Source organism: Paraburkholderia aspalathi, from assembly GCF_900116445.1.
Classification (GTDB): domain Bacteria; phylum Pseudomonadota; class Gammaproteobacteria; order Burkholderiales; family Burkholderiaceae; genus Paraburkholderia; species Paraburkholderia aspalathi.
Genome location: NZ_FPBH01000009.1, coordinates 60,813 through 72,341, shown reverse-complemented (window position 1 = coordinate 72,341; position 11,529 = coordinate 60,813). Strand labels below are relative to the sequence as shown.

At 63.5% G+C, this 11,529-nt stretch carries 12 protein-coding genes; 7 read left to right on the top strand and 5 right to left on the bottom strand.

The features are described from left to right. Nucleotides 1–13 precede the first annotated feature (13 nt). The 4 genes from BM438_RS16030 to BM438_RS16015 are packed head-to-tail and all read left to right on the top strand — an operon-like array spanning nt 14 to nt 3,481. Nucleotides 14–991 (top strand): VOC family protein, encoded by a 978-nt coding sequence (locus tag BM438_RS16030; RefSeq protein WP_093635212.1) that lies wholly within the window; start codon nt 14–16, stop codon nt 989–991. Next, complete coding sequence (locus tag BM438_RS16025; protein WP_244179381.1) at nt 992–1,819, top strand: enoyl-CoA hydratase/isomerase family protein; 828 nt, start codon at nt 992–994, stop codon at nt 1,817–1,819. It begins immediately after the preceding gene. Nucleotides 1,820–1,823: 4 nt separating this feature from the next. Beyond that, entirely contained in the window at nt 1,824–2,693 is an 870-nt protein-coding gene (locus BM438_RS16020; RefSeq protein ID WP_093635210.1) for an SDR family NAD(P)-dependent oxidoreductase, read from the top strand. Further along, on the top strand, nt 2,690–3,481 hold the full coding sequence (locus BM438_RS16015; RefSeq protein ID WP_093635209.1) for an alpha/beta fold hydrolase: 792 nt from the start codon (nt 2,690–2,692) through the stop codon (nt 3,479–3,481). The genes BM438_RS16020 and BM438_RS16015 overlap by 4 nt, the downstream gene beginning before the upstream one ends. A gap of 40 nt (nt 3,482–3,521) precedes the next feature. Here BM438_RS16015 and BM438_RS16010 read toward each other — a convergent pair whose 3' ends face one another. Next, nucleotides 3,522–3,983 (bottom strand): MarR family winged helix-turn-helix transcriptional regulator, encoded by a 462-nt coding sequence (locus BM438_RS16010; protein ID WP_093635208.1) that lies wholly within the window; start codon nt 3,981–3,983, stop codon nt 3,522–3,524. A gap of 115 nt (nt 3,984–4,098) precedes the next feature. Between BM438_RS16010 and BM438_RS16005 the strand changes: the two genes are divergently transcribed. From BM438_RS16005 to BM438_RS15995, 3 genes are all read left to right on the top strand, one after another. Continuing rightward, complete coding sequence (locus BM438_RS16005; RefSeq protein WP_093635207.1) at nt 4,099–5,652, top strand: DHA2 family efflux MFS transporter permease subunit; 1,554 nt, start codon at nt 4,099–4,101, stop codon at nt 5,650–5,652. Nucleotides 5,653–5,774: 122 nt separating this feature from the next. Then, the gene (locus BM438_RS16000; RefSeq protein WP_093635206.1) at nt 5,775–6,629 is read left to right on the top strand and encodes an SDR family oxidoreductase; all 855 of its coding nucleotides are present in this window, start codon (nt 5,775–5,777) and stop codon (nt 6,627–6,629) included. Nucleotides 6,630–6,831: 202 nt separating this feature from the next. Continuing rightward, entirely contained in the window at nt 6,832–8,217 is a 1,386-nt protein-coding gene (locus tag BM438_RS15995; RefSeq protein WP_244179380.1) for an MFS transporter, read from the top strand. Nucleotides 8,218–8,329: 112 nt separating this feature from the next. Here BM438_RS15995 and BM438_RS15990 read toward each other — a convergent pair whose 3' ends face one another. From BM438_RS15990 to BM438_RS15975, 4 genes are read right to left on the bottom strand one after another with little or no spacing between them, the layout of a single operon-like run. Beyond that, the gene (locus tag BM438_RS15990; protein ID WP_093635204.1) at nt 8,330–9,214 is read right to left on the bottom strand and encodes a fumarylacetoacetate hydrolase family protein; all 885 of its coding nucleotides are present in this window, start codon (nt 9,212–9,214) and stop codon (nt 8,330–8,332) included. Between the two features lie 2 nt (nt 9,215–9,216). After that, entirely contained in the window at nt 9,217–10,176 is a 960-nt protein-coding gene (locus tag BM438_RS15985; RefSeq protein ID WP_093635203.1) for a VOC family protein, read from the bottom strand. Nucleotides 10,177–10,219: 43 nt separating this feature from the next. Further along, nucleotides 10,220–10,978 (bottom strand): SDR family NAD(P)-dependent oxidoreductase, encoded by a 759-nt coding sequence (locus tag BM438_RS15980; protein ID WP_093635202.1) that lies wholly within the window; start codon nt 10,976–10,978, stop codon nt 10,220–10,222. Nucleotides 10,979–10,999: 21 nt separating this feature from the next. Then, nucleotides 11,000–11,230, bottom strand: a complete 231-nt coding sequence (locus tag BM438_RS15975; protein ID WP_093635201.1) for a ferredoxin — start codon at nt 11,228–11,230, stop codon at nt 11,000–11,002. Between the last annotated feature and the right edge of the window lie 299 nt (nt 11,231–11,529).

The following is an 11,529-nucleotide window of genomic DNA, read 5'->3' as shown; positions in this document are numbered from 1 at the left end:
GAGATTCACCGATATGTTCGATCTGCTGATGACCGCCGACATGATGGTTCCGGACCCGGACGGGATGACCGAATTGCTGGTCAACAAGCTGGGGATTCACAAGCACCCGAATTGGCGCCAGGCGTTCGACAACCATCCGTACATCGCGCATTTTCTGCGCGTGCACAAGTCGCTGGCGGTGGCGCCGACACGCGTCGAGCCGCAAGTGCATCTGGATCGCCCGAACCCCGGCGACCCGTCGTTCCATCATTTTCTGCAGAGCCTCGAAGCATTTCAGGGCAAGCATCGGCCGATCCTCACGCATTCGATCGTGGTTGCCGCGCATGGTCCGAAGTTCGAACAGACCCTCGAGCGTCTGATGCGCCGCCGCCTGCCGTTCCGGATGGCACAGCGCACGCCGGAAATGCCTTTCGACCGTCTGTGGGTCGGCGTGACACCCGAGCGCCCCGAGTACGAACCTTCCGTGGACGGCGGCCTGTGCATCGAGATCATGCCGATGGAGCCGCTGCAACTGCCGCCCGAAACTTTCGCGACACCCGCGCCGCAACCACGCGATCTGCAGCCGGGCCAACTGGTGCGTGTCACCGCACGCGGCTTTCTCGTGCGCGACCTCGACGAGACCCTGCGCCGTTGCTCGGCGAATCTCGACTGGGAACCGGTCGGCGCGGTGGAAACGCTGGTCGGCGAAGGCTACAGGCGCGCGCGAATGGGCTTCACGCTGCCCAACAGCGCGTCGCTCGACGTGCTCGAGGCGACCCGTTGGGACGGCCAGGCCGGTCGCTATCTGAACAGCTGGGGCCCCGGACCCTACTTCGTGCGCATCGCCGTGAACGGCCTGCAAGTGAAGGCCGAAGACCTGAAGGCGCGCGGCATTGGCTTCGACTGGGTCGAATCGTCCGAAGCCGTGGGCGGCCGTTCGCTGATTCGCATCCACCCCGCCGAACTCGACGGCCAGCTGTTCGAGTTCGAAGAATTTCAGGCGCCCCGTTAAATGCTGACTACCCACGAGGGGACCTCCACCATGAATGGGCTGACGATCAACCCCACCGTGCGCGTTGAGCGCAACGGGAAGACCGCGTGGATCGTGCTGAACCGGCCGGAACAGATCAACGCGATCAATGACGAAATTCGCCGTGGCGTGCCGCAGGCGCTGCAGCTCCTCGACGCCGATCCCGACGTTCACGTGATCGTGCTGCGCGGTGAAGGCCCGCGCGGCTTCTGCGCGGGCGCGGACATCAAGGAAAAGCGCGGGTCCGAATCGTCGCTGCAAGTGCGGCGGCGCATGGAACGCTCGCGCTGGATCGAGGCGCTCGATCAGGTCCAGAAACCTGTGCTCGCCGCGCTGCATGGTTTCTGCATGGGGGGCGGACTGGAGATCGCGCTCGCCTGCGATATCCGCTTCGCGTCGCCCGATACCGTGCTTGCGCTGCCGGAAACCGGCCTCGGCCTGATTCCGGGCGGCGGCGGCACGCAGCGTCTCGCGCGGGTGGTCGGCCACGGCCGCGCACTCGACGTGCTCCTGACCGGGGACCGGATGAGCGCGCAGCAAGCGAAGGAAATCGGCCTCGTCACGCGCATTTCGGCGACGCCCGAGAGTTTGATCGCCGAAGTGCAGACGCTAGCGGACCGGCTCGCCGCGAAATCGCCGGCGGCCACGATCTACGTCAAGCAGGCAGCGCGCGCCGCGCTCGAACTCGATCTGCGCCGCGGCCTGGATCGCGAGCTCGACCTGTTCGCGCTGCTCGCCCCGAGCGACGACGTGAAGGAAGCCGCGCTGGCCTTCAAGGAAAAGCGCACCCCTGTTTTCACTGGAGATTGAGCAGATGACTAGCGGTAGCGGTACGCAAACTTTGCATCAACATAGCGAAAAATCCGGCGGCAAGCTTGACGGAAAGGTCGCGATCGTCACCGGTGCCGGCGGCGGACTCGGCGCCGCGTGCGCACGCGGCCTCGCGGCACAAGGCGCGCGCGTGGCCGTGGTCGATATCAACGGCGATGCCGCGGTAGCCGTCGCCGCATCGATCGGCGAACACGCGATGGGGCTGCGCACCGACGTCTCCTCCGAGGCCGAGGTCAAGGCAATGGTCGCCGCGGTGCTGGAGCGCTTTGGACGCATCGACATCCTGCACAACAATGCGGCCGTGCTCGACGCCGCGCAACGCAGCGGCGACCGCGATGTGTGCAACGTCGAAGTCGAAGCATGGGATCGCGCGATGGCGGTCAATCTGCGCGGCCCGATGCTATGTTCGAAGCACACGATTCCCGCGATGCTGAAGGTGGGCGGCGGCTCGATCATTCATGCGTCGTCCGGTTTTGGCGCGCAGGGCGATTTCACCTTGAGCGCGTATGCGGCGTCGAAGGCCGGCTTGACAATCCTGAGCAAGTCGATTGCCGCGCAGTACGGCAAGCAAGGGATTCGCTCGAACACGATTCAGATCGGTCTCGTGGTCGCGGAGAACGGTGGCGCGCATCCGCTGCCCGACGACATCAAGGCGGTGATTCTCGACGGCCATCTGACGCCCTATCTCGGCGAGCCGAAGCATGTGGCGGACGTCGTGTGCTTTCTCGCTTCGGACGAAGCCGCGTTCATCACCGGCGCGACCCTCCCGGTCGATGGCGGCTTCACGAGCCATGCGCCGACGCTGGCACCGATGCGTGCGCTGTTCGCCGCGCGCGGTAGAGAAGCATATTGAGCGCGCAGCCGTCGTCTCAGGCGCGGCCGGACTTCGATACTTCAGTTGCAAAGCCGAAGTCCGCCGGCAAGCCGACTATCGTTCTGGTGCACGGTGGCCAGCATAGCGGTGCGTGCTGGCAGCCCACCGTCGACGCATTGCGCGCGCGCGATCCTTCTGCGCAGGTACTTGCCGTCGATCTGCCCGGCCACGGTAACGAACCGGGTAATCTGGCGACGCTGACCATCGCGCAATGCGTCGAGAGCGTGACGGCGCAGATTCTCGCGACACGGCCGGACCGGGTGATGCTGGTCGGCCATTCGATGGCGGGGATCACGTTACCCGGTGTGGCTGCGCGGCTCGGGTCCGCGCTCATGCAACGGATGGTTTTCATCGCCTGCTGCATCCCGCCTGACGGTAAGACCGTGCTCGATACACTGCATGCGCCGATGAACGTGATCGCGTCGCGAGCCGCGCGGCGCACGGCTGTTAGCGCGCCGCTCCCCGCGTTTATCGCGCGCTGGGTATTTGCCAACGGCATGACGCGGGAGCAGAAGCAACGCGTGGTCGCGGGTCTGTGCGCAGAAAGCACCCGAGTGACAACGGAACCGGTCGATCGCTCGACATTACCGCGCGTACCGATGAGTTGGGTGCTGACGCAACGCGACCGTGCGTTGCGGCCAAAGGTGCAACGCGAATTCATCGGCAACCTGGGCGGCGTGGACGAAGTGATCGAACTCGATACCTGTCATAACGCGATGATCAGCGAGCCGGTGAAGCTGGCGGAGATTCTGTTGAGCCGATGCTGAGCATGACGAAGGGCGCAGGCTGGCCAGGCCCGGCACCCGCTCATACCTCGGCCGTGCCGCAACTCGCGATCGCCTGGGCCAGATTTGCCCTCATACGATGCAACAAGCCCATCAGCACTTCACGCTCGTGAGCATCGAAACCGGCTAAAGCTTCGTCCGCCACCCGATCGCCGACATCGAGCACCTGGACGAGCGCTGCGCGTGCTTTCCGGGTCGCTTTCACGCAGTAAGCCCGCCGGTCGCTGGCATCCGCCACCCGCATCACCCAGCCGCCTTCGGTCATTCTGTCCAGCAGCCTCGTCAGCGAAATCGGCGAAATCTCCAGCGTCTCGGCAAGCCTCGCCTGATTCGTCTCGCCATACCAGGAAAGGTAGGCCAGCACCCGGCTCTGGGCACGCGTCAACCCGAGGCGAGCCTTGGCACGCTCATCGAAAAGGCGGCCGCACAGCCGGCCCGCGTCCGTGATCAGAAAGCCCAAGCGGTTGTCGTAGCCGTTCTTCATGCTGGCGATTATACGAGTCAATTTAGCTTAATGTGAACATGACGGCGATATCTGTCTCAATTACAATAAGCACGCTTATTAATTTTGCGCACGGCGCGACTGAGACCTCTACGTTATGGCAGGACATCCCACGGCATCCGCCCAGCCGCTGCAACCCGGCGCCGGGCTCAACCGGCCGCTCATCACCGTGTCGATCATGCTGGCCACGCTGATGCAATCGCTCGACAGCACGATCGCCAACGTGGCACTGCCGCATATGCAGGGTGCGCTGTCCGCGTCGCAGGACGAAATCACCTGGGTTCTCACCTCGTACATCGTGTCCGCGGCCATTGCTACGCCGCTCACCGGCTGGCTCGCTACCCGCTTCGGCGTCAAGCATCTGCTGGCTGCGTCGATCACGGGCTTCACGATCGCTTCCGGCCTCTGCGGTCTGGCGGACTCGCTGCCGCAAATCATCATCGCGCGATTGCTGCAAGGGATCTTCGGCGCGTCGCTGGTGCCGCTGTCGCAATCCATCCTGCTCGATATCAATCCACGCGAAAAGCAGGGTCAGGCGATGGCCGTGTGGGGCATGGGCGTGATGGTCGGGCCGATTCTCGGGCCCACGCTCGGCGGCTGGCTGACTGAAAGCTATAACTGGCGCTGGGTGTTCTTCATCAATCTGCCGGTGGGCGCGTTCGCGCTGTTCGGCACACTCGCCTACTTGCCGGAAAACCGCCGCAAGCTCGGCGAGCGCTTCGATTTTTTCGGCTTCGCCACCCTGAGTCTGGCGGTCGGTGCGTTGCAGGCGTTACTCGATCGCGGCGAGCAGCTCGACTGGTTCAGTTCGATGGAAATTCGCGCCGAAGCGCTGGTGGCCGTCATCAGTTTCGCCTTCTTCATTGCTCATACGGCGACCGCCGGGCCACGCTCTTTCTTCCGCTATCAGTTGTTGAAAGACCGCAATTTCGTGACGGGCGTGTTCTTCATCTTCGTGGTCGGCGCCGTGATGTACGCCACGCGTGCCCTGTTGCCGCCGATGTTGCAGTCGCTGATGAATTACGACGCGGCTACCGCTGGCCTCGTCAGTGCGCCGAGCGGCGTCGGCACGATGATCGCCATGATGGTGGTGGGCCGGCTGATCGGCCGTTTCGACGTGCGCCTGCTGCTCGTTACCGGCTTTCTGATCTCGGCGTTCGCGCTATGGCAGATGACGCACTACACGCTGGTGCTGTCTCCATCGGACATTATCTGGCCGGGCGTGGTGCAGGGCTTCGGCCTGGGACTCGTGTTCGTGCCGCTCAGCTCCGTCACCTTCTCCACGCTTTCCAGCGAGCTGCGCAGCGACGGCACCGCGATCTACAGCCTGATGCGCAACATCGGCAGCAGTATCGGGATTTCAGTGGTCCAGACCTTCATCACGCGCAATACCCAAGTGGCGCATGCCTCGCTGGCCGCGCATGTGTCGGTGTACGACCCCGTGGTGCAAAACCAAGTCGATCCGCATTCCCCAAGCGCGCTCGCGCTGCTGAATATGCAGGTCACCCAGCAGGCCTCGATGATCGCGTATATCGACGACTTCAAGCTGATGTTCATCGCTACCCTGCTGGTGATTCCTTTGCTGGCCATCATCCGCCCGGCCCGTCACTCGCGCGCCTCGCCCGCCGACGCACATGTGGCGATGGACTAGCCCGCATGCGCCAGGAATTTTAACTCAGTTTATCTGTACATTTATAGATATTCTGTTTAAATTATAAAAACCAGACACCACCCGGCGGGCGAATCATTGCTGGGCCCGACATGAGGAGACATATGCAGATCGACCTGAGCAGCAAGCGCGTGATCGTCACCGGCGCATCACGCGGCATCGGCCGCGCAATCGCGCGGGCCTTTGCCGCCGAAGGCGCGCGCGTCGCCATTTGTGCGCGCACCACCGCCGACCTTGAAACCGTTGCGGAAGACCTGAAAGCGCGCGGCGCGTCCGCCGTGATCGCGCACTCGGTCGACGTGACCGATACCGAAGGCGTCAAACAGTTTGTCGAACATGTGGCGCAAAGCTGGGGCGGCGTGGACGTGCTGATCAACAATGCCGGCCAGGGCCGTGGCGGCAACCTCGAAACGCTGACGCCCGAGCAGATCCTCGAGCATGCCAACATCCTGCAAATGGGGCATTTCCGCTTCGTGCAAGCGGTGGTGCCACATATGCGCAAGCAACGCTGGGGCCGCATCATCGAGATCAACGCACTTGCGGGCGTCGTGCCGACGCCGGACGGCATTCCGTCGGTTGTCAATCGCGCGGCCTGCGTGGCGATGTCGAAATCGCTCGGCATGTCGCTCGCGAAAGACAACATCCTCGTCAACACCCTGAACATGGGCTGGATCGACACGGGCCAGTGGGACCGCCACTATCGTGAGATGCCGGCCGGCTGCACGCGTGAGGAGTTCGACCAGATGGTGTTGAAGGTCGTGCCGATCGGCCGCTTCGGCAAACCGGAAGACGTCGCGGGCATGGCGCTGTTCCTGTCGAGCGATTACGCGAGTTTCATCAGCGCGGCATCGATCGATATCGCCGGCGGCATGGGCGGCCAGATCGCGTACTACCCGACACTCAAACGCGACTTCTACGAAGCGGTGAAGGCACGCGGCGAGGCCGCGGTCGAGCAGTAAGCAGACGGGAATGCCATCACGCTGCGCCAGCCCCCTACTTTCGGCACGCGGTATGCCATGACGAGCGATACCGCCCGCCTCGCGCGGGCGGACATCCATCTGCCTCGGGAGTCCTGTTTTGCCCACCGCCCTCACGCCCCGGACGCAGCAGAGCGCGCCCGCCTCAGCGACTGCCTCAGGGTCGACCTCTCCGATGGCGTCAGTGACTGCCTCATCATCCGCTTCGGCGACTGCCACGTCGGCTGGCACACTAGCCAGGTACCCATCGGCTCGTTACGCGTGGTACGTCATCGCCGTGCTATTCGCAGCCACTTTGCTGTCTCAGCTTGACCGTCAACTGCCCGCGCTGCTGGTACGTCCTTTGCGCAAAGAGTTCGGCATCTCGGATACGGCATTCAGTCTGCTGCAGGGCTACGCGTTCGCGATCTTTTACACGCTGGCCGGTTTGCCGCTTGGCCGCCTCGTGGATCGCGGCAACCGTCGCAATCTGATCTTCGTCGCGTTGCTGTTCTGGGGTGCGGCCACCGCGCTCTTTGCGCTCGGCCAGAGCTATACGCACCTGCTGCTCGCGCGGATCGGGGTTGGAATCGGCGAAGCGGTGCTCGCGCCGGCCGCCTATTCGCTGATCGCCGACTGCTTCACGCCGGCGCAGCGTGGCCGGGCGATCGCCATCTATTACGTCTCGATTGCGATCGGTTCGGGTGCCTCGTTACTGCTCGGCGGCTGGTTGCTGGCGGCAATTCCGCCGCACGGTCTGGCGATTGCGGGTATCGGCAGCGTGCCGGCATGGCGCCTCGCGTTTGTCGCGGCGGCGCTGCCCGCCGTGTCGCTCGCCTTGCTGTTGCTGGTGACGGTGCGCGAGCCGGCGCGTCAGGAAGTGGCGGTGGCAAGCGCTGGAATCGATGCAGACAAGAACGCTTCCATCGGCGATTTCACGCGTTATCTGCGCCTGCATGCCGCAACGTTTTCCCGTGTACTGACTTACCCGGCGTTGCTGTCGATCATCGGCTATGGCGCGCTTGCCTGGGCACCCGCGCTATTCGAGCGCAACTTCGGTATGCAGCCGATGCGTTCCGGGCCGGTGCTCGGCCTGATCATTGCCATTGCAGGCGCGGGTGGCACCCTGGTGTGCGGTTTTCTCAGCGATGCGTGGACGGCGCGCGGCATAACAGCGGCACGCTTTCGCATCGCGCTGCTGGGCTCAGCGGTATTCGCGCTGCCGTGCGCGCTATGGCCTCTGATGCCGGACGCCCGTCTCGCATTCGCGCTGCTATTCGTCAGCGTGTTCGGTCTTGGCATTGCCCAGTCGGCGGCGCCCGCGGCGATTCAGGCGGTCGTGCCCAACCGCATGCGAGGTCAGGCCATCGCTGTGTATCTGCTGCTCGCGGGATTGCTGGGCATCGGGTTAGGGCCGACCGCGGTCGCGCTCGTCACCGATCACGTGTTTCATCGCGACGGCGCTTTGCGTTATGCAGTAGCGTGTACGGCGGCTCCCGCAGCGCTGTTAGGATTGTGGCTGATTGGCTCGGGCGTCAAGCCCTACGCGCGAACGCTCGCCGCTTTGCACGATGCGCAACAGCGTCGGTAAATGAAAACGGCGGCTAAGCGTGAGTGCTCAGCCGCCGTGTGATTACGATGCTGCACTTGCCTGCTGCACTTACGTAGTGCGCTTGCCTCGTGCACTGATCAATCGCACTCGCCTATTCACCGCGCCCCAACCGGCCAATAGCACGCATCGGCGAGAGTACGCGCTTCGCTCCGATCCGGTTACGCAACACGCCGATGCGCTCGATCTGCGCTTCGATCACATCGCCCGGTTGCAGGAAGCGGCCGTCTTCGAGCCCTACCCCACATGTCGACCCGGTGAAGACCAGATCGCCCGGCCGTAGCGCGATGCGCGCATCGACATAGTTCAACAATTCGTCGACCGGGAAAATCATCTGGTCGGTCGTATCGTGCTGACGCTCCTCGCCGTTGATACGCAAGCTCAGCGTCACGCACGGCTGGCCAGGCCCGCCGAACTCATCGAGTGTGGTGATCCACGGACCGATCGGCGCGGTGCTGTCGAGCGCCTTCTGCGTGAACAGATCGAGCGAACCGATCTGCTTGCCAGCATCCCGCGCGCTGATGTCGTTGCCAACCGTATAGCCGAGCAGACACGCGCTCGCCTGCGGTTCGTCGCCGAACGCACGCGCGACGACCGCCACCAGTTCCACTTCGTAATCGAGCTGGTTCGTGACGGCGGGATACTGAATCTCTCCGCCCGGCGGCACGAGTGCCGATGCCGGCTTGATATAGGCAAGCGTATGCGGCGGCGCCTGCTTGCGCCCGAGCCGCACCAGGTGCGACAGATAGTTCAGACCGACGCCGAACACGCGCGCCCCGGGATTCACCGGCGGACACAACTGCAATTCGGCGAGCGGCAAACGGCGTGCATCGAGCTCGAGCGCCGCGTCGCCCTGATCCGCGACCACTGGCGCCCACACTTCGAATGGCGCGCGAATGCGCTGCACCTCGCGCGCGTCTTCATCGACCTGAGCCCAGAAACTCTCACCCGCCGCGTCGCGGACTCTTGCGAGCTTCATGGCTAGGCCGGCTGACGTTTGGCGGCGAGAATCGCGAGAATCGCGAGACCCTCGGCATCCATCACTTCTTCCGGCGCGCGCACGCTCGGACCAAGGATTGGGCCGACCAGTTCGTGGCCCCACGTGCTCAGCTTTTCCGGATTCAACTCGAAGCCGTCAGCGTGCCAGGGCTCGAGCTCGGTGATGACCTCGAACGCGAAACCGCCCGGCGAGAAGTGATAGAACGACACGTGCGGGTCTTGCGTGTGCTGACCGAGCGTCATCATCATCGGCAATTTGCGTTGCTTGACGATGTCGTAAGTCTCGCCCACGTCGCGCAGATTGTTCACGAAAAGCCCGATGTGCTGGATACCCATCTTGTTCGGCCCGAGCCCGTACGCAATGTCGTGACTCGTGCTGGTGTTCAGTTTCGAGCGATAGAACGCAGTCTTGCCCTTGCCCGCTCCCGCGCCGTAGTAGTGAAAACCCATCACCACGGTCAGGAAGTGTTCGAGTTCCGGCGGAAACTCCGGCGTGATCACCACGATATGACCGAGACCTCGCGCGCCGGCATTGAAGCCGCCGTGCGGACGGCCCGGGATGAACGAGCGCGGCATCCATTTCTGCGAGTAGAACAGTTCATGCTGATAGCCGACCGGATCGCGAAAACGCACGACGTCGCGTACGCCACGCAGTTCCGCGTCGCCTTGCGTGACTTCGACACCCGCTTCGCGCAGCCGCGCCACAGCCGCCTGAAACTCCAGTTTGCCGCGCGCTTCCCAGCCGATATAGGCGAGCCGGTCGACCTTGCCGGGATGAAACGCAAAGCGGTGGCGCCGGTCGTCCATCCGGAAGTACAGCGAATCGCGATCCGCTTCCGGCGACGCACCGATTTGCAAGCCCAGCACTTCGGGGCCATAGGTGCGCCATTCATCCATGTTGGCCGTCTCGAAGCCGAGGTAGCCGATGCCGATAATATCCACGACGTCTCCTGATAATGTGTTCTCTCAGGCATGCACGGCGCCATTAGAGCGCGAGCATGCCGCCGTCCACGACGATGTCGGTGCCGGTGATGTACGAGGCCTCGTCCGATGCCAAAAACAAAGCTGTGGCGACGATTTCTTCTGCTTCGCCCGCGCGTTCCATCGGGATGCCGGCGAGCAGCATGGAACGCGTGGCCGGGTTATCGAGGAACGGTTTGGTGCCGGGTGTGACGACCACGCCCGGGCTGATGCTCACCGCGCGGATCCGATGCTTGACGCCTTCCACCGCGAGTTGCCGTGTCAGGGCGATCACGCCGGCCTTCGCTGCCGAATGCGCACCGATACCGGTGGCCGCCGAGGCACCCCAGGCCGCCACCGACGAGATATTGACGATCACACCGCCTTGCACTGCCAGATGACGCCAGGCAAAGCGCGTGGGATAGAACACGATGTCCAGTTCATTGCGCAACGTGTAACGCCAGTCGTCGACCGACATCTCGCTGATCGGAGCGAAGCGTGCCGCCGACGCGTTGTTGTACAGAATGTCGATGCGGCCATAGGTGGCGACCGCGTCTTCGATCCACGCCTGGGCGGCTTGCGGATCGCCCAGATCGACGCTGCCCGTGCCGGCCATGTCGAGGCCTTCGTCACGCAGCAGCGCGATTGTTTCCTGCTGCGCCGCCGCGTTCAAATCACAGCCGAACACCTTTGCGCCTTCGCGTGCGAAGCGCAGCGCGGCTGCTCTGCCCTGGCCGCCGCCGGTGCCGCTGATCAGCGCGACCTTTCCTTCGAGCCGTCCCATATGATGCGTTCTCCCGTTGGCTCAGCCGGCGATCGCTTCGACGCTTAACGCCTCAGCGGGACAGGCGGCCGCGCCTTCGCGTGCGTCAGCCTCGAGTTCGGCGGGAATCGTCTCCGCTTCGAGATAAACGAGGCCGTCCTCGTCGAGCTTGTAGACCTGCGGACACAGTTGCGCGCACAGGCCATAACCGCAGCAGCGGCTCCGATCGGCGCTCACGCGCAGCACCACTGATGCCTTGATTTCCGAATTCATGTCTCCTCCTTTGGACGCGTAGCCATTCAAGGCCATTGGCTGGAAATTATATGCACAGATTCTTTAATTGTGTTTATTTTATGGTCCGGGTTGACCCTGGCTGCAGGGGCTTGTGGAGGTGTTTGGCCATTGATGAACGAATCGCCGGTCGCGCCGGCTTGATCGGGTAAGCCACTATGAACAAAGGCTTTGCGCCGGGACTATTCTGGCTTCAGAATATAATCACTGCCTGTAGAACGATTCTGGAGCGATTCCGGAACACTGTGAACACCCTTTGGCGCCGCACGTGTTGCGGGCGA